This is a genomic window from Vibrio sp. JZG120 (assembly GCF_053890955.1).
In genome coordinates, this window is record NZ_JBSRRK010000004.1 from 443,337 (window position 1) to 469,977 (window position 26,641).

The following is a 26,641-nucleotide window of genomic DNA, read 5'->3' on the forward strand; positions in this document are numbered from 1 at the left end:
AAACTTAATAAGCCAAACGTTACTTATTCTGCTTTTTAGGACATCCAACGATATGGTCATCCACCATGCCGACGGCTTGCATGAAAGCATAACAGATGGTTTCACCGACAAACTTGAAGCCTTTCTTTTTTAGGAATTTACTCATGGCTTTGGATTGCTCTGTCGAACCTGGTACGTCACTCATATGTTGCCATTGATTGACGATTGGTTCGCCGTCCACGAACTGCCACAACGCGTCTGATAAACTCCCGTATTCAGCAATTAACGCTTTGGCCGCTTTGGCATTACTGAAAACCGAGTTAATCTTTCCGCGATGCCTTACAACATCGAAGTTTTCCACGATGTATTCAGCGCGTTCTTCATTTCTTTGTTCCAACGCATCTAGGTCGTAGTTCTCGAACGCTTCTCTATATCCTTCGCGCTTTTTAAGAATGGTGATCCAACTAAGCCCAGCTTGTGCACCTTCCAACGTAATAAATTCAAACAGGACTTGGTCGTCATATACTGGCACGCCCCATTCGGAATCATGATATTCGCGCTCTAATGGGTGATTCATCGCCCACGCACACGTTTTTTGTTCTGTCATTATTCTTCCTTAAAAAGCGCCTCTAACTGATGAGCTAGAGGCGCGATATTTTTCATCATTATATCAGTAGCACTAAGCCTGTTTCGGTACTGCCACTTTATGGAATAAACGATACAACACTGGCACGACAATCAGTGTCAGTACTGTCGCAAAGCCCAAACCAAACATAATCGTAACCGCCATTGGTTTGAAGAAAATATCTGGTAATAGTGGGATCATACCAAGGATCGTCGTGATTGCAGCCATACACACAGGACGAACACGGCTTACCGCAGCATCAACGACCGCATCATAAGCCTCTTTACCCGATTTCATTTCTATTTCAATTTGGTCCAGTAATACGATGCCATTTTTGAGCACCATTCCCGATAAGCTTAAGAAGCCGAGCAATGCCATAAAACCAAACGGCGTGTTGAGTGCCAACAAACCGGTGGTGACACCAATTAACGCCAGCGGCACGGTAAGCCAAACAATGAGTGGCTCTTTGATAGAGTTAAATAGGAATACGGTGATCAAGAACATGAACAAGTACCCCATTGGCATAGTAGTAAACAGTGACTCTTGAGCATCACCTGAAGATTCGTATTCCCCCCCCCATTCTAGTGAATAGCCAGGAGGCATTTGAATCGCTTCGATTTGGGGCTGTAAACGTTTTTGCAACGTCGATGCGGTTTCTTCACCAAGAATATCAGGGTCTGCCATCACAGTGAGCATACGCTTACGGTTCTTACGTACGATGATAGGATCCTCCCAACGCATGTCGTAACCCATTGTGACTTGTTGAAGTGGGATAAACTCACTCTGTGCTGGACTCCATATTTTCATGCCTTCAATGTTACGAATATCGATGCGTTCATCTTCAGGTAAGCGAGCCACGATAGGCATGAGCGTCGTGCCGTCTCGGTAAAGGCCTATCGTCATTCCAGAGAATGACATGGACAAGAAGTCATCGACATCTGATTTTGTAATGCCATAGCGACGTGCCTGACTCTCATTAAACTGAGGCTCAAGAACTTGGGTTCGTTCACGCCAATCATGCCTGATATTTGTTGCCTGAGGATCGGCGTACATGATATCCTTGACCTGAGCGGCTATCGTACGAAGGACGGTTGGATCAGAGCCAATAATGCGCGCTTCAATTTTTGCACCACCACCTGGACCTAACTCAATCTGTTTGAGCTTGTAATTGATTTCTGGGTAGTTGGCTTTTAAATACTCTCGAAACTTCGCCATTAATGGTTTCAACGCTTCGTAATTTTCCATACGAGTGGTTATCTCACCATAAGCCGCATAACTTTTCTCGGGCGCGTACGTTAACATGAAGCGCTGTAAGCCTTTACCCGCGGTCGTCGTGATATGGTCAACATGCTCTTGCTTAGCTAACCAACTTTCTAACTCTTTAAGCGTTGTGTTGGTTGCTCGAATATCAGTTCCTTCTGGCATCCATACATCTAACTGAAAAATCGGCGTTGTCGAAGATGGGAAAAACGCTTGCTTCACAAAGGTGAACCCGTAAACACTTGCCGCTAATCCCGCAATCAGCACCACAACGGTAAACCAAGCACGACGCATACAAAACTGAAGAAACTTTTTATAAATAACGAAAATAACCCCGTTATATGGATCATTTTCTTCCCCTTCACCTTGTTTAATCTTCTGGCCTTTAAAGAAGATGTCAGCAAAGAATGGTGTCAACGAGATAGCGGTAAACCAACTCAACATCAATGAGATCAGCAGAACCGTAAACAAAGTGCCACAGTATTCACCCGTCGAGTCTTCAGACAGTCCAATGGGCGCAAATGCAGTTACCGCAATCACAGTTGCCCCAAGTAATGGCCACTTGGTTTGGGTAACGATATCAGTCGCCGCTTGGAGTCGAGTTCGCCCTTTTTGGGTACCAATCAAAATCCCCTCAACCACGACGATTGCATTGTCCACCAGCATACCTAACGCGATAACCAAGGCACCTAATGAAATCCGCTGCAAATCTATCGCGAGATACTTCATGAAAATGAACGTACCCAACACCGTCAGCAGTAAAATCAAACCGATAAGCAGACCTGAACGTAGCCCCATAAAGAACAGAAGTACGATAATGACGATACCGACGGCTTGAGCCAAGCTGACAACAAAACCGCTAACCGATTTATCCACTTCTTTAGGCTGACTGTAAATTTCCGAGATTTCGATACCAACAGGTTGTTGGTACTTTAGCTCGGCAAGGCGATGATCAAATGCTTTTCCGACTTCAACGACGTTGACACCTTCAGCAAAAGAAACCCCCACGTTCAGTGCGAGGCTGCCGTTAAAATTAATAATATTACTCGGTACTTCTACATACCCACGTTTTATTTCCGCCACATCTTTCAAGAAGATGAGCCCCTGAGCTCCCGACTCAGTAATCAACAAATCGCCTAGCTCATCCACACTCTGGAATTCGCCAGTCGGCTGAATTCTGATGTACTCGTCACCAATTCTGATCGCCCCTGCGTCAGAAACCACGTTTTGCGTCGAGAGAAGATTAAAGACCGTATCGGGAGAAAGTCCTATACTGCTCAGCTTTTTCATCGATACTTCGATGAAAACTTGCTCTTGCTGCTGCCCGGATACCGAAACTTTACTCACGCCATCAACCAGTTCGAGCTCTCGGCGTAAGTAATCGACGTAATCCAGTAGCTCTTTATAGCTATAACCGTCGCCAGTCACCGCTAACAAAATCCCGTAAACATCACCAAAATCATCGATCACTTGAGGTTCATTCACACCCGGAGGCAACGTCCCTTTAAGGTCATTCACTTTACGGCGTAACTCATCCCAGATTTGTGGCAGATCATCAGGGCCATAATTGTTCTTCATCGTGACCGTGATTTGCGATAATCCTCGGCTAGAAATCGAATTCACTTCATCGACATAAGTAAGCTGCTGAATCGCCTTTTCGATCGGATAAGTCACTTCTTCTTCGACTTGTTGCGGCGTCGCACCAGGATAAGAGGTCACCACCATGGCATCTTTGATGGTAAAAGCAGGGTCTTCAAGACGCCCTAACCCAAAGAATGCAGCGATACCACCAATCAAAAAGATCAGTGCGACCATCCAACTGATGACACGATTTCGGATGAAGTACGCAGCAATACCGGCCACATCATCATCACTTTGAGGCACTGATTTATTAAGATCGCTCATAGACCGGCCTCCTGCGTAGCCATTTCCTGTATCACTTCTACTTTCATGCCATCCCTTAATCGAGAAACACCGGCAATCACAACTTTGTCTTTGAGCATGAGACCATCAAGGATTTGAATGGACGTTTTAGATGCTTTACCTGCTCGAACCTGTTTGCGCGATACCGTATTGTTATCATTCAGTACCCAAACAAATTTGTTTTCGCGCCCCAGCTCGTCACCGTCCGCATTAAAAATGGCTTCAATAGGAACATTAATTCCTAAATTGAGATCCAAGCCAACATTCTTATCTTTGGAGGTCACTTCAACTGCCATCCCATCTAGGATGTATTCTTCTTCCGGCATAGGAAGCGATAATGTGACGGTAAACGTGCCTGTTGTTGGGTCTGGCTCAGTCGTAAATTCTTTCACGGTCGCGCTGTACTCGTTACCACTAGGCACGCGCACCAATGCCTTTATCGCGGTAAGTCTTTCTTCCGTTGGCGGTTGGTTAACATAGAGCCGGTCTGGAAGTTGAATCAGCACCTCAACTCGCTCCAAACTATGAATATTGACGATATGCTGTCCGACTTGGACATTTTCGAATTGCTCGATATTAACTCGAGAAATGATCCCATCCACAGGCGCCTTTAAGGCAGTAAATGATAAACGGAGTTTCGCTAACTTAAGCTCAGCCAGAGCGATTTGTCGTTGTGCTGCAATTTCATCAAACTGAGACTTAGCTAATAGGCCTTTATCAACCAAAGGACGTGAACGGCGATACTGACTATCAACAACAGAAAAACGCGCACTCGCATTATCTACATCCAACTCATAGTCTGTAGGGTCCAACGTTGCGATAACATCACCCTTCGTGACTTTATCGCCCTCTTTTACCATGATGCGGCTGACTTCTCCTGCCACTCTGAAGCTCAAATGAGAGCGATCCGCTGCATTCGCAACCGCTGGGAAGTACAAGTTGTCATCCACCTTGTTTCCCGCTAATGACGTAACCCTAACTCGTGGCGTTTCGAGCTCTTTTTCTGGCGCCTTATCCCCACAGCCAACGAGAAAAAGCGTTGCAAGTAAAGTCGCTAGAGAGATGATTCCTTTCATATTACAACCCTCTTTCCTTAATCCACGCTCTTACCTTAATTCCGGGTTCAATTACACTGACACCCGAGATAATGATTTGGTCGCCATCGTTAAGCCCAGCTAACACTTGATTTTTGTCATTCATCTTAATTGCGGCTTTGGACACAATACCTTGCTCATCGACACGCCAAACGTATGTTTTGCCGTTCTCTTCTAGCAGCGCGGAATTAGGAATTTTTGTTGCACCAGCATTTTTAGATAGGAGGTAAGCATTACCAGACATGCCCGGTAAAAGGCCTATTTCTGCTGGTCGCTCCATAACCATAGTGACTTTGTAACTACCGGTTTTAGGATCTGCTTCTGTATCGATTTCTTGAAAGGTCAAGTCAAATGACTGCTCGGGGAAAGCGTCAAAGACCATTCTGGCAGAGACATCGCTACCCTGGGTGTAACGATTTAGCAGATAGTCAGGGACTTGGAATATCACCTTAAGAAGTTGGTTAGATTGAATATTCATCACGCCTTCTTTTGCGGCAACATACTCATGGTTTTCTGCTGGAATATATGAAATCGTACCATCATATGGCGCGACAAGTTTGGTATACCTTAAATTTGCCTTTGCTTGATTCCACTGAGCTTTGGCTGAATTGTGATTCGCTTTTGCCTCATCAAAATCTTGTTCGGACACCACTTGGTCTTTGCGTAACTTTTGGTATCGCTTGTACTGCACGTCTGCGAGCGCGAAATTTGCCCGAGCTTGCTGTTCAAGCAGAGCATATTCATCAGGGTTTAATGAAGCCAATACATCGCCTTTGCTGACGACTTGACCTTCATTCACCTCAATCGTTTGAAGAAGTCCAGGAACTCGAAACGTCAGTACCGCTTTATCACCAGCTTCCGTCGTGGCAGGAAAGTGTCGTTCAAATTGGGCATTGCCAACAGATACTGTAAATAGCTTTGCGGGGCGGGATTCAGGTTCTGGAACAGGGGGAAGTTCTTTACCACACCCCGACAACACAGCCGAGATGGCGACAGGAATGAGCAATCTTCTCATTACATTCATCCATAAAAAATTAAGGGATTATTTTTAAAGTAGATGAATTCTGGGCGAACTTCCAGAGTTGAAAAGATTAATAGTGCTTTAAAATTAGTAATTTGTGACAAAAAAGCAGGCTTTGCGCCTGCTTCGTTTAAATCTTCTTTGGATACGGAGTGTTTAGAGCTTGCTGAACTCCCGATTCACCCTATATGTATCAGACGTAACATACGCTTCCATGTTACGGATTTTGCCATCAAGACGGTCAAAATCGCGTTCCAACACACTGAGCAATTGGTCCGGACTTTGTCCTTTCTGCCAAGGCTTACTTTTAAGTGTGTGTTCTTGTTGCGCTCGGATATTTTCAAAATACGTCACTGGTTGCTTTTCTAACATAAACGCCATCGCGACGTATGCTAACAACACCAAAAACGTACCGCCCAACAGCGCTGCAGAAATCACTACAATACGAATCAACCAAACCTCTGCACCAAAGTAGTTGGCAATTCCGGCGCAAACACCGGAGATTTTGCCATTTACTGGGTCACGATACAGCTCTCGATTAGTCATACTTGCGTCTCCATGTTGGTGACTCAGCATCCAAGATGCGCTCCAATGTATCAACTCGGGACTGCATCGCTTCCGCTTTTTCAGATAGTACCTGAAGGCGCTCTAAATCTTGGCTCGACAGTGCACTATCTGTTTTGCGTTTGCTGCGATAGTGTAAGAAGAGCCATAGTGGAGCGACAAAGATTAAAAAGACAATCACTGGTCCTGCTATAAAAAATGCCGACATAAATGGCTCCTTTGTTATTTATCTTTCGATGACATCTGTTCTTTCAGTTTTGCCAACTCTTTTTCGATTTCGTCTTGAGCTTGAAGCTCTGCAAACTCTTGCTCTAGCGATTTTGCATTACCAGTTTGTGCGTACAAATCTGCTTCTGCTTCCATTTCATCCACTTTACGCGAGTACTGCTCAAACTTCGCCATCGCTTCATTAGTGCGGCTAGTGTGCAGGTGTTTTTGCACATCACGACGGTTAGAGGCGGTTTGGTTACGAATTGCTAGTGCTTGCTGTTTTGCACGCGTTTCTGCAATTTTGCTTTCTAACTTACCGATCTCGCCTGTAAGCTTGTCGATCGTTTCTTCTACTAACGTCTGCTCAGTGTGAAGGCCTTTAATCACTTGCTCAAGCTTTTGCTTTTCAATTAATGCTGCACGAGCCAAATCTTCACGCTGTTTTACCAACGCTAGGCTCGCTTTTTGGCTCCACTCGCCAATTTGCTCTTCTAACGTTTCAACTTTACGAGCCAACTCTTTTTTGTCTGCAATCGCTTTAGCCGAGTTAGTACGCACTTCAACAAGTGTGTCTTCCATTTCTTGAATGATAAGACGGATCATTTTTTCAGGATCTTCCGCCTTGTCCAGCAATGCACTGATGTTTGAGTTAACGATATCTGCAAATCGAGAAAAAATACCCATAACGGAACTCCTCTTTTTTCCTATTAAAACTCGACAAGGTGGTGATTGACCTTGCGTCTCCCTGAATACATTACAAGTAGCATGCCAACTTAAAATTACATTTAAAATCAGCAGGTTATGCATTTTGTTGTCGTTATGCACTATTATGCTATGATGTTTTTCACCAACTGTTGGTGAAATTCACCAACTCCATATGTAAATCATGGCTCGGCTGTTAAATAAGAAGGACTTTATGAAGCAAAACCTGATTGGTGAATCACCTGCTTTTCTCGCCGTACTAGATAAAGTATCACAACTTGCGCCTATTGAGCGTCCAGTCCTCATTATCGGTGAACGAGGAACGGGTAAAGAACTCATCGCTCAGCGTTTGCATTATTTATCAAGACGTTGGGATAAGCCACTACTATCACTCAACTGTGCGACCTTAAGCGAAGGACTAATAGATTCAGAGCTATTTGGTCATGAATCCGGTTCTTTTACAGGTTCTAAGGGCAAGCATAAAGGACGTTTCGAACGCGCCGAAGGCGGCACTTTGTTTCTTGACGAATTGGCCACCGCACCACTTTTAGTTCAAGAAAAGCTGTTGCGTGTCATCGAATATGGTGAATATGAACGAGTTGGCGGTCATACCGCTCTCAATGCGGATGTTCGACTTGTTTGTGCAACCAATGCGGACTTACCAAAATTGGCGGAACAAGGCGATTTCCGTGCCGACTTACTCGATCGTTTAGCGTTTGACGTCATCATGCTGCCTCCTCTTCGTGAACGAAAGGAAGACATCCTGTCTTTAGCAGAGCACTACGCGATGAAGATGTGCCGTGAACTTCAGCTCGAATATTTTGTCGGTTTTACCTCAAAAGCACAGCATTCGCTTCTTGAATATGAATGGCCAGGTAATGTCCGTGAACTAAAAAACGTGATTGAACGTGCTATTTACCAACATGGTCTCAATGCCGATCCAATTGATGAACTGATTTTCAATCCTTTTGAAACAGTTTGGAATAACACGCTTGGTCATAATGCCGAGCAAGGCGAGCAGCAGCAAGAAGAGGAAGCACCAAGCAGCGCAGTTCAATTCCCTCTAGACTATAAACAGTGGCAAGAAGAGCAAGACATCCACTTACTCAATCGCGCATTGGAAGAGGCCAAGTTTAATCAACGACAAGCAGCCGAGCTACTTGGTTTGAGCTACCACCAATTACGAGGGATGGTTAGAAAATATGGTTTAGTCGGGCAAAGCTAGCTTGGTCGAAGGTGCTTGTTCGGTTAGCGAGCGAGTGACAGCGCTCTAATTTGTATGTCTTTCAAGCATAACACCTTACAGTGTATGGATTTTATGTTTGGAGCGAGTTCACAAAGGTGATAAATTAGCGAGATCATTTTCGCTTGTTAGCTCTGAAAGAGTAAGATCAAATGAAACAAGCAAGATCCAATGAACATTTCATATTATGAATGCTTTTATAAGATTATCGCTGAGCCTTATTGGGATTAGCCTACTGACCGCTTGTGGTGATGAAATTGACCACAATGACATTCGCAAAGCTGGCTTTGTGTTTTGCGGACAAGGTAAGCCAACCACGTTTAACCCTCAGCTTATTGATAGCGGTATTACCGCAGAGGCACTGAGCCCGCAGTTGTACGATACGCTGCTCACGCTCGATCCTAAATCACATCAGCCAGTAGCAAATATTGCTGAGAGTTGGTCTGTGAATGAGTCAGGAACGGAATACACGTTTAAGCTTAAACGTAATGTTCAATTCCAAACCACGTCCTGGTTCACTCCCACTCGCCCATTGAATGCAAAGGATGTGGTATTTAGCTTCAAGCGAATCATTGATGTAGACCATCCTTTTCACCAAGTAGGTGGTGGTTTTTATCCATGGTTTGCAGGGTTAGATTTTCAAAACCTACTGCAAGACGTGACTGCGATTGACGAGCATACGGTAAGGTTTACCTTATCTCAGCCAAATTTTTCCTTCTTGGCAAATATTGCCACCAGCCATGCTGTCATATTGTCTGCAGAGTACGGACAGCAACTGGCAGCAAAAGATCATAAAGAAGAAATCGACCAACTTCCTATCGGTACCGGCCCATATCAGCTAAAAGAATACCAAGTGAACGACTTGATTCGTTTGGAACGTCACTCTAACTACTGGAAGTCACCCGCGAAAATGGAACAAGTGGTGTTCGATATCTCTCACAGAGGCACTGGTACCTTGGCGAAACTTTTAAGAAACGAGTGTGATGTGCTCTCTTCGCCTATTTCAAGCCAAATACCCGTTATTCAAGAAAATGACAATCTTGAGCTAACTGCTACGCCAGCCAACAACGTATCCTTTATTGCGATCAACACTGAAACGACTGCACTTAGTGATGCTCGCGTCCGCCAAGCACTTAACTTAGCGATTAACCGTCAGAATATTTTAGATTCGGTTTACTACGGAACTGGCTCGCAAGCTTATACATTGCTACCGCCTAATTCATGGGCCTATCAAAAGGACAGCGTAAAAATTCGTTATGACCGTAACTATGCATTAGCACTACTCCGTGATGCTGGCTATGAAGACGGTCTAGAGCTGACCATGTGGGTACCACTTGAACCACGCGCCTTTAACCCAAGTCCTCGCAAGACCGCGGAGCTAATCCAAGCGAATTTTGCCGATATTGGGGTTGAGTTAACGTTGCTAACCGATGATAGATTCGAACGTGTGGATTTAGAGAACATCAACGACATCGATTTACTTTTAACTGGCTGGATTGGCGATACCGGGGACCCTGACAACTTTTTCCGCCCGTTATTATCTTGTGAGTCTGATCGCGTTGGCCTCAACGTATCGATGTGGTGTAACGATGATTTCGATTTCTTGCTCGATTTGGCATTGGAAACCCAAGAACCGCGTTACCGTCTGAACCTATATCGCCAAGCGCAGAACATTTTAAATCAAGAATTCCCGGTAATTCCTCTGGCACATGGTGTGCAATTCCGTGTTCACGACAAATCACTGACAGGCTTCAAATCAAGCCCTTTCAATGCCCAACCGTTTGATAGAGTTGAGAGAATTCACTGATGTTTTGGTATACCGTTCGACGCTTTAACCTATTTTTCATCACTTTGATGATCCTCACATTAGTGGGCTTTTCTCTGCTGCGCCTTGACCCTCTATCGCACTGGGCAAACGTTGATTTTTGGTCTGGTTGGCAAACTTACTTAATCAACCTTTCTCAGCTTGATTTTGGCATAAGTAAAAACGGCAACGCGATTTATGACGAGCTCGCCGTCGTATTCCCTGCCACTTTGGAACTGTGCTTTTTTGCCTTTTTGGTGTCCCTTTTGATCGGTATTCCGCTTGGAACCGTGGCTGGGATGAAGCAAGGTAAATGGCTCGACACCAGCATTTCATTCATGTCGATGTCTGGTTATTCCGCTCCAATTTTTTGGGTGGCTCTGCTACTTATCATGGTTTTTTCATTGGAATACCAACTCTTTCCCGTGGCAGGACGGTATGACTTACTATATGAAATTGATCATGTAACCGGATTTGCCATTATCGATGCATTCATGGCGAAAGGTGAATACCGCGCTCACGCACTGCAAAGCGTCATTGAGCATATGGTGCTGCCATGTTTGGTGCTCGCTTTGGCTCCAACCACGCAGGTTGTCGGACTAATGCGTTCTTCGGTGGCGGAAGTGATGAGCCAAAACTACATTCGTGCAGCGAGAATCAAAGGTCTCTCTAACCGCGAGATCGTTACTCAACATGTCTTGCGTAATGCGATACCGCCTATCATCCCCAAAGTCGGTGTTCAGCTTTCCAGTATGATTACCTTGGCTATCATCACTGAATCTATTTTTAACTGGCCAGGTATTGGTCGTTGGTTGTTAGATGCATTGGCAAACCAAGATTATGCATCAATCCAAGCTGGCGTGATGGTACTTGCGACTTTGGTTCTCACCGCTAATATTCTCTCTGATTTGATTGGCGCGATGATTAACCCTCTAGTTCGAAAGGAATGGTATGCTAACAAATAACGTTTATCAGGAAGAACGCATTCCAACTCAGTTTGAGCGATTTTGGCGAAGTTACCGCGCCAACGGGCTAGCCATGTTTGGCCTATGGTGCTTGGTATTTATCGTCCTAATTACCATTTTTGCGCCACTGCTTGCGCCGTTTGATGCCCAAGCACAGTCAGGCGAATTGCTTGTGCCACCATCATGGGCCCCTGCTGGAACGGTTGATTACTTTTTGGGAACCGATGACTTAGGCCGAGACATTCTGTCACGCTTGATCATGGGCTCTCAACTTACATTTGGTGCAGCCGTTGCCATCACTGCGATTGCCGCGGTCGTAGGTTGTTTGATTGGCGTATTAGCAGGTATGACGAAAGGCTTACTGTCGAGTACCCTCAATCACTTGCTCGATACCGTCATGTCGATCCCGTCGCTCTTATTAGCAATCATTTTTGTGGCATTTCTCGGCTTTGGTGGGTTCAATATTTTACTCGCAATCTGCTTGGCTTTGATTCCGCGTTTTATTCGCTCTGTTTATATCGCAGTCCACACCGAAGTTGAAAAAGACTACATCATGGCAGCACGTCTTGATGGCGCGAACGATTTCTACTTGTTGTGGAGCTCAATTCTTCCCAACATATTGACGGTTATTGCTGCTGAAATCACGCTCGCGCTCTCTGCTGCGATTTTAGATATTACTGCGCTGGGTTTTCTTGGCTTAGGCGCACAAGCACCAAGTACTGAGTGGGGAGCGATATTAGGTGATTCTGTCGAGTTGATTTATATTGCACCTTGGACCGTAACCCTACCCGGCCTAACCATCATGTTTACCGTTATTACCCTAAACTTAGTAGGTGAAGGTGTACGTCAAGCGCTTAATGCGGGGATCGAATAATGCCGTTGTTAGATATTCGACATTTGACTATTGAGATTGAAACCCCTCAAGGGTTGGTCAAAGCCGTGGACCGAATGAGCCTAACTTTGAATGAAGGTGAGATTCGTGGTCTTGTAGGTGAGTCTGGTTCAGGGAAAAGCTTAGTTGCAAAAGCGATTGTCGGGGTAAGTAAAGATAACTGGCGCATTACCGCGGACCGTATGCGCCTTGGCAATATTGACTTGCTTCAGCTTACGCCAAAAGAGCGTCGGCGCGTCATTGCTCGTGATATTGCGATGATTTTCCAAGAGCCTTCAACTTGTCTTGATCCTTCAGAAGAAGTGGGACGTCAGTTGATCGAGTCCATTCCATCTCGTGCGTTTGAAGGGAAATGGTGGGAGCGATTTAAATGGCGTAAAAAACAGGCCATCGCGCTTCTGCATAAAGTAGGCATTAAAGATCACAAGCGTTTAATGGGTAGCTACCCTTATGAACTGACTGATGGTGAGTGCCAAAAAGTCATGATTGCCATGGCGATAGCGACCAAACCAAAGTTGCTGATCGCAGATGAACCAACCAACGACTTAGACCCGATTACCCAATCGCAAATATTGCGTTTATTGAGCCGTATGAACCAGCTCAATAACACGACCATTCTGCTTATCGGTCACGACTTAGCGACCATCACACAATGGGCGGGCCGCATTACGGTAATGTATTGTGGTCAGTCGGTAGAGTCTGCCGATACCAGTAAAATCATTGCGGCACCCAAGCACCCGTATACAGATGCCTTGCTGAAAGCGATGCCAGACTTTAATGATTGGGTACCACACAAGCAAAAACTCCAATCCCTACCGGGATCGATTCCGCCATTGCAGCATCTGCCCATCGGTTGTCGACTCGGTCCACGTTGCCCGTATGCGCAGAAACAATGTGTTGAAATTCCACACACCAGACGAATTAAGAATCATAAATTTAACTGCCACTTTCCATTGAACACGGAGAAAAAGTCATGAGTGCGTTACTTGAAGTCGATAATTTATCGAAGCAGTTTGTTACGCGCTCCCGACTATTCAAACGTCAGGTTAATGAGGCTGTCAAACCGGTGAGCTTTACGTTAGAGCCGGGGCAAACTATCGGTTTTATTGGTCAAAACGGGTCAGGAAAATCCACTCTTGCCCGTATGCTTGCAGGCGTTGTAGAGCCAAGCTCTGGAGAAATCCGTGTAAATGGTGAACGATTGGAGCACAAAGATTACGCGACACGCTGTAAGCTCATTCGCATGATTTTCCAAGATCCAAATACATCGCTCAACCCGCGTATCCAGATTGGCCGTATTTTGGAAGGTCCGTTAAAGCGAAACACCAACATGCCGCCAGATGCACGCATGCAGCGTGTGAAGAACACCCTACTCCGCGTCGGATTGTTGCCTGAGCACGCCTATTTTTACCCACAAATGCTAGCGGCAGGTCAAAAACAGCGTGTGTGTTTAGCTCGTGCGCTTATTCTTCAACCTTCCATCATTGTCGCTGACGAGGCGTTAAACGGTTTGGATATGGCCATGCGCTCACAGATCATTAACTTATTCCTCGAGTTACAAGAAGAGATGGGATTGTCATTTGTGTATGTATCTCAACACATTGGCATTGTTAAGCACATTACTGACAAAGTGATGGTGATGCATGAAGGTGAAGTGGTCGAGTTTGGCGAAACTAACCAGGTACTCACTAGCCCAGAACATCCGATTACTCAACGCCTAGTCGAAAGCCACTTCTATAAGGCGCCAAGCCACCAAACAAAATAGCCTATCAAAGATGTCATCGTTCAAATGTAAAGAAGCCTGCGTTAAAGCAGGCTTCTTTATTAAATGGACTCGAATCGAAAAATTAGCGGCGGCTCGCTTGTTTGCGCAGTTCGAAATCAAACTCATCAGGAAACAAAACCACCCCTTCTTCATTTTGATTTGGGAATACAACAACAGATAATTCGTCATCTTCCAGACCAGAGGTCCAACGACTGTGCCACTTGTTTAGAGAGATCGCTTCTGGCTCGCAATCTTCCCAATCACCATTAGCCCATTGCAAAGCAAACTCTTCGTTTGGCCATACTGGTACACAATCATCATCTTCTGTATTTAACATGACACAGCCATGTTCGTCTTTCAGAATCCAAACTTTACGATTCGCCACAATCTCTTTCACGCAGTACTTTAAACGTTGCTCTTCGTTGTAGCGATTAATGGTATCCATCTGCTCTTGGGTCAGTTGCTCAGACATATTCGTCTCCTATTTCCCATAGAAAAATGCCCGCAGCTAGGCGGGCATTTAAAGTATATGCTAGAAAATTAAGCTAGCTCGGTTTGAAGCCAAGGCCAACCTTGCTTCTTACGGCTTAGCGTGTTTTCCATCATTAGCATGCCGTCTTTTTCGTGCTTAACAAGCTTCTCAGCCCACTCACCTTTGTATAGAAGACGAGTTTGAGCAGTCGTGATGTCTGTTAGCATTACAGCAGCAAATGCAAGGTTATCTTTTTCGCAACGCGCTTCTAGATCCGCTTCTAGTGCTTCGATCATACCGTCAACTTGCTCAAGAGTTGCAAGTTCAACCTGACCAACCACTACGTCACGACCGTTGAATGGGTAACCTTTAAGGTCTTTCTCAACAAGCTCAGCCGCTGATAGACCTTCGATGTTTGTTTTAGCAATTAGAAGATCTTTAGTGAACGCGTCAACATCTTGTACGTCTGCGATTGCCGCTAGCTCAGCAACGGCATCTTTGTCTTTTTGTGTACAAGTTGGAGAAGCAAAACCTACTGTGTCAGATAGAATTGCTGACATCATTAGCTTAGCAATTTGTGGAGTAATCGCGTGACCTTCAATCTTGAACATGTTGAATAGAACAGTGTTGGTACAACCAACAGGCCAGATCCATGCTTCCATTGGGTTTACTGTCATCACGTCACCTAGACGGTGGTGGTCAACAATACCCGCAATTTCAGCTTCTGCGATATCGTCTGGTGCTTGTGCTAGATCTGAGTAATCTACTAGCCAAACGGTCTCACCCGCAACTGATGTGCGAAGCTCAGGAACTTCAGCGCCAGCAACTTCTAGGATGTGCTGAGTTTCACGGTTGATTTCGCCTTGGCGAATTGGCATAGCTTCAACGCCACGCGCTTTTAGAAGTTCAGTTGCAACGAGTGCACTACAAATACTGTCACTGTCTGGGTTCTTATGACCTACAACTAGAATCATGTTTCTTCCTATTCAAGTCAATTTTATACGCCGCCTAATACAGTTAATTAGGGCGTGTTTGCTCACAAAGGCCGATACTTTACCTGATTTCAGAGAGTTTGACACGAAGAAAAGTTCACAATGCTATTGCGAATAAATCTCATTTACATATAATGATAATTATTCCTATTTGCATTTGAGTAAACGATGAACGCGACCCAATTATTACACTCTGCACAACAGTTGTTTCAGCCTACTCAGTTTCGTTTAGCTTATAAGCGATTGCTGATCCCTATCGTCATGCTCATTTTGCTAGGCAATGAGAATACACGTGACGTAGCCGTACAGACGCTATCCGACTCATTCTGGGCAGTGTCATGCTATGTTGCTGCCACATTGGCTATTTATCATTATCTTTCAAACTTTATGTCGAAAACCAATCGAATTACCGAGCTCTACCATCGCTCGCGTAATCATCAGGTTTTCTTTGCTTCTTTATTGGGTGCTTTGCCTGGCTGTGGTGGCGCTATTGTTGTGACAACGCAATTTATTAGTGGCCGAGTGGGATTTGGTGCGATTGTCGCGGTACTTACTTCAACAATGGGTGACGCTGCCTTTTTACTTCTGGCCGCCAAACCAAGTGTTGGATTAGGCGTGGTTGGATTAGGCATTATCGTGGGTACTCTTTCAGGGTTAGTCGTTAATGCTTTTCATGCTGATAACTTTCTGCGCCCAGAACCAAAAGAAGCGCCTCAGACACATGCTTGTTGCCAACACCAGACAGACCGTCACACGCCTCTTGAACAACGTGCAATCAATTTACAGGGCGCGTTTTGGAAATGGCTTATTGTGCCTGCCAGCGTCGTTGCTGTGTTAATGTCTTTCCAAATCGATATTAATCAGCTGTTGTCTTTGCAAGCCAATACCATTGAATGGCTGGGCGCTATCTTCGCGGTGATCACAATGTCGTTGTGGGCGATGACAAAAGAGCTCGGCGATTATCAGTCAACGGTCTCTGAAGATGAAAAAATCGTGGACTCACACCCGATTCAAAAAGCAGCCCAAGATACGAATTTCGTCAGTGCTTGGGTGATCGTGGCGTTTCTGGCGTTTGAACTGACGACCTATTTTTCTGGAATCGACCTCGTAGAAACCTTTTCTCATTGGGGGATATGGATGCCATTAGCTGGCTTAGCCATTGGTATGCTACCTGGTTGTGGTCCGCAAATTCTAGTCACCAGCCTGTACATCTCTGGTGCAGCGCCACTTTCGGCGCAGTTGGCAAATGCGATTTCCAATGATGGTGACGCCCTATTCCCCGCCATTGCTATGGCACCGAAAGCCGCTTTGGTCGCGACTATTTATTCGTCCATTCCTGCTTTTATTGTTGGATACGGGTATTACTTTTTATTCGAGTTCTAACGCTCAGGACGTCAAAATAAGAAAGGAGCCACAGTAGGCTCCTTTCTTGTTTTTATAATCGAACGATTTGGTTCACGTTATGCCGTGACGATCGCTTTCGCATTTAACCCTTTATCAACGCTCACCATTAATAACTGACAAGGTTCTTGGTTTAGCTTTTCTCCTGTCCAGTAATCATACCAATCCATCGGTTGATCAGACGTCAGCGTAAATTCCATCGCCCCGTAGCTGGCATAGTTAAACAAGCAGTGAAGGTCATTCTTCGTCGTTAGTTTTAAAAACGCATGATTTAAACTCAAAGCCGTGAACTTTGCTGACTCTTGGTTACGTTGTTGACGTAGCATGAGCTTAGCCAATGTCTTCTTTGCAAATGGCGTAATCTCAGGGAGCGGATCGCCAGACAGCAGCAAACCACCACACGCCAATAACACCGTGCGATGAAATTCATACTCTTCTCTGGATGCGGCTTGATTAGCTAATGACGTGAATGTCGCGCAATCCGGGTCAATTTGCCACAGTTTTCGATGCTGCCAACTACGGTAAAAGGTTTCTTTGGCTATCTGCTCGAAACGACGACTATGGCGTTCTACGTCATCAGAAACACGCATTGCATCCACAAGCCCTAGAGATGGCCACATTGGCGCGTTGCAACCTAAAAGCCACGCCTCACCAGCGCCTTTAGCAATCGCTTCCATTCCTAAGCGATACGCCTCAACGCCGGTAATACCAGATTGTTTACGCACACCTTTCAAAGTGCCCCAATAGTTCGCGTCTAGCTTGAACAATTCAACGCCCCACTCTTGTCTCATGACAGAGACTACATTCGTCAGATGGTCTTGTACTTCTGGGTTTGAGGTATCGAGTATGTACCAAGGCGTGCAGCGCCAACCACCGTATGTGACATCTTCTGCTTTAAGTAAGCTTCCATCTTTGTGACGAACAAACCACTCTGGGTGTTGTTTGAAGATCTCCGACTCAGGTTGAGCAATAAAGGGCGCCATCCAAATCGCCGGCTTTTTGCCTTTTGCACGGATACTATGAATGAGCTCTTTCACACCACCAGAAAACTTATCCGATGGGGTTAACCAATCGCCCATAAAGGCTTGATAGCCATCATCCAGAAGTACCCACTCTAGGTCTTCAAGCTTATCTTGCATGCAATCAACGTTCTGCATGATGTTTTGCTCTGTCACGTCTGCGTAGTAGGCATACCACGAACACCAACCGACAGGCGCATCTTGTGTCACACCTTGGCGAACAGGATGATGCTCTGCAATCATCTCTCCATAGATTTGATAAAGCTCAGACAGAGATTGGCCGCAGAGTACCGCCACGGATTCAAGTTGATTACTTTCCCAATCCGCCACTTGAGTAAACTCACCATCAATCGCGGCAGATAAAACCCAGTGTCCATCACGCAGTACAACATCAAAATAGCCCGCAAAGCGATGACATGATGTGAAGCCAAACAAGGTATAGCCAGCCGAGCCTTCCACCACTAAATAGTTGTAGTAACGTTTAGGGGCATCTTTGGGATAGATTCGATAAGAAGGGTTGTTGTCTGGACAGCGACCAATATCAACGGGATGGCTAACCGTTCCCGCTGTTTGCGCCAGCATTTGGAAGCCATCGCCAATCACGTTGGCCTCGTGCTCGTACAAAAACGACATCTCGAACAACACTTCACGGTCGGTAAACGTTTTATTGTGAAGCCCAGCAAAAGAAAAATGTAATTGATTACCCTCAACTTCAACTTGGAAGTCGTTGTTATTCACAGTGATCTCAATGTGATTTGCCAATTGAATGCTCTGAGCCATAAAGAGTCTACTCACTTAATTATTATTGTTTAGCTTGGTTCATTATCCCCTGCTTATCCCACCCAATTCGTTATCGACGTCACGAATCCTACTGTCGTTTAGCGTCACAAATTTATTATTGAGATAACGCTCACTGAAATTTTGGTAAAAAAAATACCAGCCCGAAGGCTGGTATTTCGATTGATGTGAATTGCATTAATTAAGCAACTTCGATTGGACCACCGAATGAAGTCACTGGCGGTACTTTGCCGGTGAACTTCTCGAAGTCTACGATACATGTGTTCGCAGAAGTCGCCTGCGCAAGTTCAGAAGAGCCAATGTCTTGCGTTAGCGTGTTAGGGTCACCGTAAGTACAGATTGCGCCCTCTTTCTCGTTTAGAGGACCGTACCATGCACCTTCTTCGATACGAATAACGCCACGTGGGTAGCTGTCAGTAAGAACAGCACCAGCTAATAGCTGACCACGACCGTTGAATACGCGCACTAAGTCACCGTCTTTGATGCCTTTCGCTTTCGCATCCGCTGGGTTGATGTAAACAGGCTCACGACCTTGCACCGCGTAAGTTGCACGGAACTCTTCAGATTCACACATTTGAGAGTGCAGACGCTTGTCTGGGTGACAAGACTGCAACCAGAATGGGTATTTATCTGAACCAGGGCCACCGTGTGAACGCTCTGATTTTTCGAACCACATTGGGTGTTCTTGACAGTGTTCGTAGCCGTAACGGCCGATCTTACGAGACGTGATCTCGATGAAACCAGATGGCGTACCTAGTGGGTTAAGCTCAGGGTCTTTACGGAAGTCCGCATGACGAACCCAAGGTTTACCTTCACCGAAGTCTAGTACGCTCTTCTCCCAGAACTCGTTGAATTCTGGCATTTCAAACTTACCTTCGTTCGCTTTCTTACAATCGTTGTATAGGCTTTCGATCCATTCCATCTCGCTCATACCACGAGTGTATTCTTCGCGGCGACCAAAACGCTGAGTTAGTTCACTCATGATTTGGAAGTCAGGCTTAGATTGGAACAATGGATCGACGAGACGATGCATTGCAATCAGACCTTTGTTCGAGTAGGAACCGTATACGTCGATGTCGTTACGTTCCCATTGCGTACACGCAGGTAGAACGATATCCGAGAAACGACATGTTGCAGTCCAAGCAAACTCGATCGTTACAACCGTTTGAAGTTTGCGGAACGCTTTCTTCATGCGGTTACGATCTTGATGGTGGTGCCATGGGTTACAACCCGAGATCACCATCATCTTGAAGTCTGGCAGTTTCACTTTACCGCCGTTGTAGTTGATCTCTTTGCCTGGCTCAAGCAGACAGTCGATCCAACGTGCAACTGGGATAGTACGGCTGTAACCGTTAAAGTCGTTGTTGTCCCACTTCGGCTTCATACCTTGGTCAAGGTTACGAGGGAAACCACCAGGGCCCGCGAAACCAGTTGAAGGTACACCGATACTTGAGTAGTGGTGACCGTAAGAGATACCACCGCCAGGTAAACCGATTTGACCAACCATTGCAGCAACCACAGCCGCCGCCCAGTATGGCTGCTCACCGTGCTCTTGACGCTGGATACACCAACCCATCAGGATCTGTGTACGGCCACTTACTAGCATACGCGCGAATTCGCGAATCTTATCCGCTTTCACGCCACAAATCGCCGCAGCCCACTCTGGTGTTTTCTCTACTTTGTCTTTTGTCTTACCTTGAACGTATTGAATAAACTCTTCAAAGCCTAGACAGTAAGTATCAATGAACTTCTTATCGTACAAATCTTCGTTGTACAGCACGTGCGCCACAGCAAGCATGAACGCTACGTCTGTCAGCGGGTTGATGTACAAGTGATCGTTCTCTAAGTAGCGCTGAGTCTTGTTCTTCACTGGATCTACAGATAGAACGTTGATCTCACCTTTCGCTACTTTTTCTTTTAGTTGTGCTAGGTACTTGAACGACTCATGCGTTTCACAGTTCCAACCTACTTGAAGGTTTTTCACTGGATCGTTAGCCCAAAGAACGATGTTGTCAGAGTTCTCTAGGATTTCAGACCAAGACGTACCTTGTGCGTAAACTTCCGTTGAACCAAGTACGTAAGGCATGATGGTTTGACCTGCACCCGTCGAGTAGTCACCTACTTTCGTGATGAAGTTGCCGTGCATACCTACTGCACGTTGCATGTGCGCGGTACAGTTGTTGAATGAACCTGTTTGGTTCCAACCCGTTTGACCTGCGTGTAGCGCCCATGGACCGTAGTCTTTTTGAATACGTTCTAGTTCGCGGTAGAACAAATCTAGCGCTTCATCCCAAGTCACGCGGATGAAACGGTTGTTACCGCGGGTATCCGCGCTGTATTTATGTTTCTTCAACCAATCTAGACGAACCATTGGGTAACGAACACGTGAAGGGCTGTAGATAATACCCTTGATGCCGTTCAACATTTCAGTTGGGTTTTTGTCTAGCTCTAGCGGTTTGATCTCTTGAACTTTACCCGCATAGATGTGGGCGCGGAACGCGCCCCAGTGAGAACCTGTTACTTTCCAAGTACCTGTCGTCTCAACAGCATTGGCAGAGGCTGACGCCAATAAGCTAGGACCAATAACTGACGCTGCACTTGTGGTTGCTACACCTTTAAGAAAACTTCTTCGTGTAATAGCCATTTAAATTACTCCAATCCGACGCTTATTAGTGGTGACCTTCAGCATAATCTGAAGAGTGTTTCTGTAGATACTTCAAGATCAGGGCTTCACTGTCTGTATCTAGGTTAACGAACGCCAACATACCGTCGAACATACCTGGCCAGGTGTTCGCGTCGAAGTGCGCTTCCGCAGGTTGCGTGTGACATACTGAACAGTTGGTTTTGTACGCTTCACGAGATTTTTCCCAAACAGGATTGATGTCGTTCAGCATAGACTCTTTCTTAAGCCATACTTTCGCTGCCACTTTTTCCCATGGAAGACCCGTTAGCTCATCCACTTTTTTCTCACCAGTCGTCACAATGTTGCTGTCTGTCGCTGCTTCTTTCATCAGAGACGCAGTCGCAATGTTCTTACCGAAGTCTTCTTGAATTACGCGACCAAAACCTTTCGCTTTACGCCAGCCATCGATTTCGATTTCAACAAACTCGCCTTTGTCTTCAAGAACTTTAACGGTCGATGCTGGATTAAGAAGACCGGCTTCTTTAGTGCCTTGTGCATCAAAGTAAATTGGTAGGTGACGAACACTCACTAGTTGCTGACCTACAGAGTAATCTGTATTTGAAGTCATACCTTCTAGGTCACCCACGATACCGCCGATGCTGTCCATACCTGCTGGCAGGTTATGCGCGATACCTTTATGACAGTCAACACAGCTTTGATCTTTCTCTGCTGCTTGCTTCATTTGGATACGAGCCGTTGGAGACATTTGCTCGAAATCCATCGATTCGTAGTTGTGACAGTTCTTACACTCTAAAGATTTGTTTGCCGAGAAACGATCCCATTCGTGTTTCGCAAGTTCGATACGACGCTCTTCGAACACACCAGGTTCATCGTAGTTGCCAAATACCTGTGCAAATACCTCTTTAGATGCCTGCATTTTACGAGCAATTTTGTCTGTCCAGTTATGAGGAACGTGACAGTCAGGGCAAGTAGCACGAACGCCTGAATGGTTTTTCCAGTGAACCGTTTCTTGCAGCTCAACGTACACGTTGTCACGCATTGTGTGACAACTAATACAGAATTCTTCTGTGTTGGTTGCTTCTAGAGCGGTGTTAAAGCCACCCCAAAAGATAACACCAGCAATGAAGCCGCCCATAGTCAGCACACCTAGGCTGATATGTACAGCTGGGCGCGTCATGGTACGCCACAGTTTAATGATTAATGATTTCATTATTTGCTCTCTTAAAATCTTTTCAAAAGTGTGGTTATGAGCTCACAGGCTTACATGCCGTGCGCGCCTGGAGGTCCAAAGAAGAACACTTGCAACATCCAAACGATGAACCCGTAACCGCCGACAAAAGCCACACTCAGAATTGGGAAGAGAACAACTGCAATGAAGAGGAACGACTTCCACTCCAGGGAGCGTTTTTCACCACTCTCAATTTTATTAACATCACTCATACATTTGCCTATTTTGTATCTAGTGTTATTGAAAAGCCCGCGTAACCAAGCTTAAGTTTTTTACAATCTCTAATGGAAAATGTTAGACCATACTAATAGTAAGGTTCAATCAAATAAGAGCTCTCAGGCCTTGTAATTCAACACTTTTTTGAGCTCATCCAGAGATGTGATTGATTGATGTTATTTATTAAAAAACATGAACAGATGTGACAAAATAAGTCTTTTAACTAATTGTTAAAAAGACAACATTTACCAAACATAAGTTACATTTGGATAGTAATTAACGGGTCATAAATTGGCTTAAAAACCCGTCAAAAGATAATCAATTGTGAATAAAATGATGCGAAATAATGACAAGAATAGCGCTAAAGGTTTACGTTGAGAACATCAAAAAATGCACATTGATGTTAATATAAAGGAGGAGCTTAGTTACAATTATTCGCGGATTTTCGAGGAGCGATTATGGATAGCGTGGTGGATATAAGTTGGACCAAACTGGCATTGTTTGGTCTGATTTTGTTGGTTCCCTTCTTTATTAATGCCCGCTACAAATTAGGGATTGCGAAAGACACAATAATCAGTGTTATTCGTATGACACTTCAGCTCATATTGATTGGCGTGTATTTAGAATATCTTTTTCAATTAAACAGCTTACTTGTCAATATACTTTGGCTTGCCATCATGTTACTGATTGGTGCAAGCTCAATTGCCGGAAAAGCTCGCCTGCCTAAAAAGCCACTTATGCTTCCTCTTCTTACAGGCTTAACCTGTGGTCTAATTCCACTTCTTATAGCGATTACCGCAGGCCTAGTGCAGCCATCCCCTATTTACAACGCCCAGTACATGATCCCACTTGCGGGCATGCTATTGGGTAACAGCTTAAGTAGTAACATCATCGCACTGCAGAATTTATTTACGGCTTTTGAACAGAGACAATCAGAATACGAGGCTGCTATCTCACTTGGTGCCTCTCCTCGTTATGCATCATTCCCCTTCATTCAAGAGGCCCTTAGAAAGTCACTTGCTCCAACTTTAGCCTCTATGGCCACTACAGGGCTGGTTACCTTGCCAGGCATGATGACTGGTCAAATTCTAGGTGGCGCAAGCCCGATGGTTGCAATTAAATATCAGTTGGTGATTATGCTGGCTATTTTCGTCATGTTGAGTACCTCCGTCGCTATTACGCTGGAGATGACACTGAGCTGGGTACAAACGAAAGAAGGCCGGATCAAAATAAAAATCCAACAACCAGAACCTACCAAAACTCATAGATAGTTTAAGCGTGTGAACAAAGCCAGTGGAAGGGCTTGTATTATCAAGTCAAACGCACTTTTAACTGAATAACTCATCCATTCTTTAAACATTCATCAAGACGCTTTCTGGAGAAAAGTCAGACAGAATTATCTCGAGTATAAGCCTCTAATTTTATGAAATTTTCTTTGCAAGTTTAGATACGCACGGCCTTTGAGACAGGTTATCCACAGAAAATGTGGATAAACACCCTAAACCCATACGCAACCAGAAACATAGCAACATAAGTGATCAATCTAATCGTCATGCTTTGATCACTTGCCTGACATATTCTAATTTTAGAGTAAAGATAGTGACCACAAACTTGGAGAGACGTACATGGATGTCTTAATGATCAAAGAAAATTACGATGAACTCCTATCCGATGCACCTCTGGACTGGCTCGTTCAAGAACCAAAGGAAGTGACTTCTCATTGGCTCCCAACCGATTTTGGCATCAATGAAGAGCTGATTTAACTCACTCGATTTGTGTGAAACTTATCGACATGAATAAAAGAAAGGCGAACCATTTGGCTCGCCTTTCTTTTATTCTTTTAGATTTATCGTAAATGCTTGTCTTCATCACGTAGATAAATCATCCAATACCACATACCAACGAATACACCGCCACCAATGATGTTCCCTATCGTTACAGGGATAAGGTTATTTACGATGAACCCCATCATGTTTAAGTCCGCATAGTTTGCAATATCCGCCCCTGTCATTTGCCAAAATGCTTCCGGTGCAAAATATTTGATTCCAATCGCCATGGGGACTTGGAACATGTTCGCAATACAGTGCTCGAAACCTGCCGACACGAACATAGCTACTGGCAGAATCATGACCGCTATTTTGTCAGTTAATGTACGTCCACTAAACGTCATCCAAACAGCAATACACACCAGCACGTTACACATGATGCCAAGCGCAACAGCAGCAAAGAAACCATGGTGCAATTTGTGTTGAGAGATCGCCATCGCGTTGAGGCCAACTTGGCCGTGATCAAACATATACTGCTTGGTGACCAACATGCATGCTACCAACAAAAGAGCGCCAACCATGTTGCCGAAATAAACTACAAACCAGTTTTTGATTAGCGCTTGCCACGAGATCTTTCCACTCGCTCGCGCTACCAATGTTAATACTGAGCTAGTGAAAAGCTCACCACCTGTAACGACAACAAGAATCAAACCAAGACTGAAGGCTAGGCCACCGATTAGCCTGGTAATACCCCATGGAAGGTCGCCTGCACCTGTGGTCACCGTGGTGTAAAAGATGAACGCAATACCAATATGAAGTCCGGCAGAAATTGCCAATAAAAAAGATTTGATCGGTGCTTTAGTTGCTTTACCTACCCCCACTTCAGCCGCGCGTTCCGCAGCCTGAGGCGGTAATAGTGAGTCAAACTGATTGAAGTTCATTGTGGTGTAACATTTAGAAACAATTAAAGAGGCGCGGATAATCGCTCCATTTCCCTACTTTTTCAAGCGCTATTTAACATGTTTACTAAAAATGTTGTTATCGAGAGATCAACCAATAAAGGTCAACTATCATTCGCAATCGTAACTATCATTGATACTTAACAAGTATTCTGCCTTTCGAACAAAGATCCTGCGTTATATCAGCCTGATAGCGCCATACTTAACACTTCTTATCGTTTAATGTTGCTCAACTCTTCTTTTCAGACTAGCTTGGTAAAAAAAGCGTAAAGGAATCATTTATGAAATATTCAGCTGAACATATCGCCGAATTGAACCTACTTCTTCAGTTCGACTTAAGTAGTGCTGCAACTGGTATTAAAGTTCATACAGACGCGTCAGAAGAAATGCAGGCAGCCGTTGCTCGTCTATACGAGAAGCAACTTTGTACACAGCCTGATGGTGGTTATTTAACAGATGAAGGTATTGAAGTCGCAGAGCATGCGGATAAGATTTTAAGAGTCCTTTCTGTGTAATTTGAACAAAAACGCCACCGAATTCGGTGGCGTTTTTTATTGGTCCCTGCATTTTGTTCCTGCCGAAACCTGCGGTGCTAATCGTTTTTTCATTTTGCTAAATGGCTGAACCTTGTCGTACAACCAATTAAAGCCTGTGGCATAAAATAGGAAGAACACTAGGAAGCCAGCTTCCAACACCAGAGCTTGGAGAAGCGTAATTTCTAAGAACCAAGCAATGACGGGTATAGAGATAAAGATCAACCCTCCCTCGAATCCAATTGTATGCCCAAAACGCATCGCTAAACTTCGCTCAGTTCGATTGCTGCCAAACCACTTATCAAAGTACAAGTTGTAGATGTAATTCCACACGACGGTATACATGCTCAACCCAATCCCAACTAACGCGAGATCACTCGCTCCCTTTCCGGTGATCAATGAAGCCGCTGGCACAATGATCGCGAGTGCGATTAACTCAAAAAGTACTGCATGAAAAATTCGTTCGTTACGAGTCATATTTCTCTGTCCAAATAGTTCTACTCAATGCTTATAATTTTATCTATTATTCAGATAACAAAAAGTTAGATACCATCGGCAAAAGCGAT

General features: G+C 44.9%; 25 protein-coding genes. 10 read left to right on the forward strand and 15 right to left on the reverse strand.

Annotated features, from left to right (window positions below):
* Positions 1 to 19: 19 nt before the first annotated feature.
* From ACWPOD_RS10400 to pspA, 7 genes are all read right to left on the reverse strand, one after another.
* Positions 20 to 586: a DNA-3-methyladenine glycosylase I gene (locus ACWPOD_RS10400; protein WP_237308449.1), complete on the reverse strand. Its 567-nt coding sequence runs from the start codon at positions 584 to 586 to the stop codon at positions 20 to 22.
* A gap of 72 nt (positions 587 to 658) precedes the next feature.
* The gene (gene vmeI / locus ACWPOD_RS10405; RefSeq protein ID WP_456231874.1) at positions 659 to 3,769 is read right to left on the reverse strand and encodes an efflux RND transporter permease subunit VmeI; all 3,111 of its coding nucleotides are present in this window, start codon (positions 3,767 to 3,769) and stop codon (positions 659 to 661) included.
* A complete protein-coding gene (locus ACWPOD_RS10410; RefSeq protein WP_268845045.1) occupies positions 3,766 to 4,863 on the reverse strand; it encodes an efflux RND transporter periplasmic adaptor subunit in 1,098 nt (365 codons plus the stop codon). Before ACWPOD_RS10410 ends, vmeI begins: the two co-directional genes overlap by 4 nt.
* A 1-nt stretch (position 4,864) precedes the next feature.
* Positions 4,865 to 5,896, reverse strand: a complete 1,032-nt coding sequence (locus tag ACWPOD_RS10415; protein WP_301581541.1) for an efflux RND transporter periplasmic adaptor subunit — start codon at positions 5,894 to 5,896, stop codon at positions 4,865 to 4,867.
* Positions 5,897 to 6,058: 162 nt separating this feature from the next.
* Positions 6,059 to 6,448, reverse strand: a complete 390-nt coding sequence (gene pspC, locus ACWPOD_RS10420; RefSeq protein ID WP_456231875.1) for an envelope stress response membrane protein PspC — start codon at positions 6,446 to 6,448, stop codon at positions 6,059 to 6,061.
* On the reverse strand, positions 6,441 to 6,674 hold the full coding sequence (gene pspB / locus ACWPOD_RS10425) for an envelope stress response membrane protein PspB (RefSeq protein ID WP_005393293.1): 234 nt from the start codon (positions 6,672 to 6,674) through the stop codon (positions 6,441 to 6,443). Before pspB ends, pspC begins: the two co-directional genes overlap by 8 nt.
* A 14-nt stretch (positions 6,675 to 6,688) precedes the next feature.
* The gene (pspA, locus tag ACWPOD_RS10430; protein ID WP_005393294.1) at positions 6,689 to 7,360 is read right to left on the reverse strand and encodes a phage shock protein PspA; all 672 of its coding nucleotides are present in this window, start codon (positions 7,358 to 7,360) and stop codon (positions 6,689 to 6,691) included.
* A gap of 232 nt (positions 7,361 to 7,592) precedes the next feature.
* Between pspA and pspF the strand changes: the two genes are divergently transcribed.
* The 6 genes from pspF (at position 7,593) to ACWPOD_RS10460 (ending at position 14,047) form a co-directional block, all read left to right on the forward strand.
* A complete protein-coding gene (gene pspF / locus ACWPOD_RS10435) occupies positions 7,593 to 8,603 on the forward strand; it encodes a phage shock protein operon transcriptional activator (protein WP_268979499.1) in 1,011 nt (336 codons plus the stop codon).
* 205 nt (positions 8,604 to 8,808) lie between these two features.
* Positions 8,809 to 10,428, forward strand: a complete 1,620-nt coding sequence (gene sapA / locus ACWPOD_RS10440) for an ABC transporter substrate-binding protein SapA (protein WP_005393298.1) — start codon at positions 8,809 to 8,811, stop codon at positions 10,426 to 10,428.
* On the forward strand, positions 10,428 to 11,390 hold the full coding sequence (locus tag ACWPOD_RS10445) for an ABC transporter permease (RefSeq protein WP_046874787.1): 963 nt from the start codon (positions 10,428 to 10,430) through the stop codon (positions 11,388 to 11,390). The genes sapA and ACWPOD_RS10445 overlap by 1 nt, the downstream gene beginning before the upstream one ends.
* Entirely contained in the window at positions 11,377 to 12,264 is an 888-nt protein-coding gene (locus ACWPOD_RS10450) for an ABC transporter permease subunit (protein WP_005378123.1), read from the forward strand. Before ACWPOD_RS10445 ends, ACWPOD_RS10450 begins: the two co-directional genes overlap by 14 nt.
* Positions 12,264 to 13,259, forward strand: a complete 996-nt coding sequence (locus ACWPOD_RS10455; protein WP_005378126.1) for a peptide ABC transporter ATP-binding protein — start codon at positions 12,264 to 12,266, stop codon at positions 13,257 to 13,259. The genes ACWPOD_RS10450 and ACWPOD_RS10455 overlap by 1 nt, the downstream gene beginning before the upstream one ends.
* Positions 13,256 to 14,047, forward strand: a complete 792-nt coding sequence (locus tag ACWPOD_RS10460) for a peptide ABC transporter ATP-binding protein (RefSeq protein WP_006742848.1) — start codon at positions 13,256 to 13,258, stop codon at positions 14,045 to 14,047. Before ACWPOD_RS10455 ends, ACWPOD_RS10460 begins: the two co-directional genes overlap by 4 nt.
* A gap of 82 nt (positions 14,048 to 14,129) precedes the next feature.
* Here the strand turns inward: ACWPOD_RS10460 and ACWPOD_RS10465 are convergent, their stop codons facing one another.
* Both ACWPOD_RS10465 and ACWPOD_RS10470 read right to left on the reverse strand, forming a co-directional pair.
* Positions 14,130 to 14,519: a DUF2750 domain-containing protein gene (locus ACWPOD_RS10465; RefSeq protein ID WP_012841946.1), complete on the reverse strand. Its 390-nt coding sequence runs from the start codon at positions 14,517 to 14,519 to the stop codon at positions 14,130 to 14,132.
* A 68-nt stretch (positions 14,520 to 14,587) separates the two neighbouring features.
* Positions 14,588 to 15,493: a manganese-dependent inorganic pyrophosphatase gene (locus ACWPOD_RS10470; protein ID WP_258652856.1), complete on the reverse strand. Its 906-nt coding sequence runs from the start codon at positions 15,491 to 15,493 to the stop codon at positions 14,588 to 14,590.
* Positions 15,494 to 15,679: 186 nt separating this feature from the next.
* Here ACWPOD_RS10470 and ACWPOD_RS10475 point away from each other — a divergent pair, with 186 nt between their 5' ends.
* Positions 15,680 to 16,894 carry a putative manganese transporter gene (locus ACWPOD_RS10475; RefSeq protein ID WP_258666459.1) on the forward strand — a complete coding sequence of 405 codons (1,215 nt, stop codon included), beginning with the start codon at positions 15,680 to 15,682 and terminating at the stop codon, positions 16,892 to 16,894.
* A gap of 77 nt (positions 16,895 to 16,971) precedes the next feature.
* Here ACWPOD_RS10475 and ACWPOD_RS10480 read toward each other — a convergent pair whose 3' ends face one another.
* From ACWPOD_RS10480 to torE, 4 genes are all read right to left on the reverse strand, one after another.
* The gene (locus tag ACWPOD_RS10480; protein ID WP_301610919.1) at positions 16,972 to 18,711 is read right to left on the reverse strand and encodes a glycoside hydrolase family 36 protein; all 1,740 of its coding nucleotides are present in this window, start codon (positions 18,709 to 18,711) and stop codon (positions 16,972 to 16,974) included.
* Positions 18,712 to 18,910: 199 nt separating this feature from the next.
* Complete coding sequence (torA, locus tag ACWPOD_RS10485; RefSeq protein ID WP_041156583.1) at positions 18,911 to 21,373, reverse strand: trimethylamine-N-oxide reductase TorA; 2,463 nt, start codon at positions 21,371 to 21,373, stop codon at positions 18,911 to 18,913.
* Between the two features lie 25 nt (positions 21,374 to 21,398).
* Positions 21,399 to 22,583: a pentaheme c-type cytochrome TorC gene (gene torC, locus ACWPOD_RS10490; protein WP_031780338.1), complete on the reverse strand. Its 1,185-nt coding sequence runs from the start codon at positions 22,581 to 22,583 to the stop codon at positions 21,399 to 21,401.
* 50 nt (positions 22,584 to 22,633) lie between these two features.
* Positions 22,634 to 22,813 carry a trimethylamine N-oxide reductase system protein TorE gene (torE, locus tag ACWPOD_RS10495; protein WP_005378141.1) on the reverse strand — a complete coding sequence of 60 codons (180 nt, stop codon included), beginning with the start codon at positions 22,811 to 22,813 and terminating at the stop codon, positions 22,634 to 22,636.
* 462 nt (positions 22,814 to 23,275) lie between these two features.
* On the opposite strand from torE, the gene ACWPOD_RS10500 reads away from it, so the two are divergent.
* On the forward strand, positions 23,276 to 24,088 hold the full coding sequence (locus ACWPOD_RS10500; protein WP_065645351.1) for an ABC transporter permease: 813 nt from the start codon (positions 23,276 to 23,278) through the stop codon (positions 24,086 to 24,088).
* Between the two features lie 366 nt (positions 24,089 to 24,454).
* Positions 24,455 to 24,580, forward strand: a complete 126-nt coding sequence (locus ACWPOD_RS10505) for a hypothetical protein (RefSeq protein WP_254903806.1) — start codon at positions 24,455 to 24,457, stop codon at positions 24,578 to 24,580.
* 83 nt (positions 24,581 to 24,663) lie between these two features.
* Here the strand turns inward: ACWPOD_RS10505 and focA are convergent, their stop codons facing one another.
* Positions 24,664 to 25,524 carry a formate transporter FocA gene (gene focA, locus ACWPOD_RS10510; protein ID WP_005393324.1) on the reverse strand — a complete coding sequence of 287 codons (861 nt, stop codon included), beginning with the start codon at positions 25,522 to 25,524 and terminating at the stop codon, positions 24,664 to 24,666.
* Positions 25,525 to 25,823: 299 nt separating this feature from the next.
* On the opposite strand from focA, the gene ACWPOD_RS10515 reads away from it, so the two are divergent.
* Positions 25,824 to 26,057 (forward strand): TIGR02647 family protein, encoded by a 234-nt coding sequence (locus ACWPOD_RS10515; RefSeq protein WP_005378148.1) that lies wholly within the window; start codon positions 25,824 to 25,826, stop codon positions 26,055 to 26,057.
* A 36-nt stretch (positions 26,058 to 26,093) separates the two neighbouring features.
* Here the strand turns inward: ACWPOD_RS10515 and ACWPOD_RS10520 are convergent, their stop codons facing one another.
* On the reverse strand, positions 26,094 to 26,552 hold the full coding sequence (locus ACWPOD_RS10520) for a PACE efflux transporter (RefSeq protein WP_456231876.1): 459 nt from the start codon (positions 26,550 to 26,552) through the stop codon (positions 26,094 to 26,096).
* Positions 26,553 to 26,641: the final 89 nt, after the last annotated feature.

Excerpts from the sequence above, each read along its gene's own strand:
- ACWPOD_RS10400 (WP_237308449.1), bottom strand. The coding sequence starts at position 586 with ATGACAGAACAAAAAACGTGTGCGTGGGCGATGAATCACCCATTAGAG.
- vmeI (WP_456231874.1), bottom strand. The coding sequence starts at position 3,769 with ATGAGCGATCTTAATAAATCAGTGCCTCAAAGTGATGATGATGTGGCC.
- ACWPOD_RS10410 (WP_268845045.1), bottom strand. The coding sequence starts at position 4,863 with ATGAAAGGAATCATCTCTCTAGCGACTTTACTTGCAACGCTTTTTCTC.
- ACWPOD_RS10415 (WP_301581541.1), bottom strand. The coding sequence starts at position 5,896 with ATGAGAAGATTGCTCATTCCTGTCGCCATCTCGGCTGTGTTGTCGGGG.
- pspC (WP_456231875.1), bottom strand. The coding sequence starts at position 6,448 with ATGACTAATCGAGAGCTGTATCGTGACCCAGTAAATGGCAAAATCTCC.
- pspB (WP_005393293.1), bottom strand. The coding sequence starts at position 6,674 with ATGTCGGCATTTTTTATAGCAGGACCAGTGATTGTCTTTTTAATCTTT.
- pspA (WP_005393294.1), bottom strand. The coding sequence starts at position 7,360 with ATGGGTATTTTTTCTCGATTTGCAGATATCGTTAACTCAAACATCAGT.
- pspF (WP_268979499.1), top strand. The coding sequence starts at position 7,593 with ATGAAGCAAAACCTGATTGGTGAATCACCTGCTTTTCTCGCCGTACTA.
- sapA (WP_005393298.1), top strand. The coding sequence starts at position 8,809 with ATGAATGCTTTTATAAGATTATCGCTGAGCCTTATTGGGATTAGCCTA.
- ACWPOD_RS10445 (WP_046874787.1), top strand. The coding sequence starts at position 10,428 with ATGTTTTGGTATACCGTTCGACGCTTTAACCTATTTTTCATCACTTTG.
- ACWPOD_RS10450 (WP_005378123.1), top strand. The coding sequence starts at position 11,377 with ATGCTAACAAATAACGTTTATCAGGAAGAACGCATTCCAACTCAGTTT.
- ACWPOD_RS10455 (WP_005378126.1), top strand. The coding sequence starts at position 12,264 with ATGCCGTTGTTAGATATTCGACATTTGACTATTGAGATTGAAACCCCT.
- ACWPOD_RS10460 (WP_006742848.1), top strand. The coding sequence starts at position 13,256 with ATGAGTGCGTTACTTGAAGTCGATAATTTATCGAAGCAGTTTGTTACG.
- ACWPOD_RS10465 (WP_012841946.1), bottom strand. The coding sequence starts at position 14,519 with ATGTCTGAGCAACTGACCCAAGAGCAGATGGATACCATTAATCGCTAC.
- ACWPOD_RS10470 (WP_258652856.1), bottom strand. The coding sequence starts at position 15,493 with ATGATTCTAGTTGTAGGTCATAAGAACCCAGACAGTGACAGTATTTGT.
- ACWPOD_RS10475 (WP_258666459.1), top strand. The coding sequence starts at position 15,680 with ATGAACGCGACCCAATTATTACACTCTGCACAACAGTTGTTTCAGCCT.
- ACWPOD_RS10480 (WP_301610919.1), bottom strand. The coding sequence starts at position 18,711 with ATGGCTCAGAGCATTCAATTGGCAAATCACATTGAGATCACTGTGAAT.
- torA (WP_041156583.1), bottom strand. The coding sequence starts at position 21,373 with ATGGCTATTACACGAAGAAGTTTTCTTAAAGGTGTAGCAACCACAAGT.
- torC (WP_031780338.1), bottom strand. The coding sequence starts at position 22,583 with ATGAAATCATTAATCATTAAACTGTGGCGTACCATGACGCGCCCAGCT.
- torE (WP_005378141.1), bottom strand. The coding sequence starts at position 22,813 with ATGAGTGATGTTAATAAAATTGAGAGTGGTGAAAAACGCTCCCTGGAG.
- ACWPOD_RS10500 (WP_065645351.1), top strand. The coding sequence starts at position 23,276 with ATGGATAGCGTGGTGGATATAAGTTGGACCAAACTGGCATTGTTTGGT.
- ACWPOD_RS10505 (WP_254903806.1), top strand. The coding sequence starts at position 24,455 with ATGATCAAAGAAAATTACGATGAACTCCTATCCGATGCACCTCTGGAC.
- focA (WP_005393324.1), bottom strand. The coding sequence starts at position 25,524 with ATGAACTTCAATCAGTTTGACTCACTATTACCGCCTCAGGCTGCGGAA.
- ACWPOD_RS10515 (WP_005378148.1), top strand. The coding sequence starts at position 25,824 with ATGAAATATTCAGCTGAACATATCGCCGAATTGAACCTACTTCTTCAG.
- ACWPOD_RS10520 (WP_456231876.1), bottom strand. The coding sequence starts at position 26,552 with ATGACTCGTAACGAACGAATTTTTCATGCAGTACTTTTTGAGTTAATC.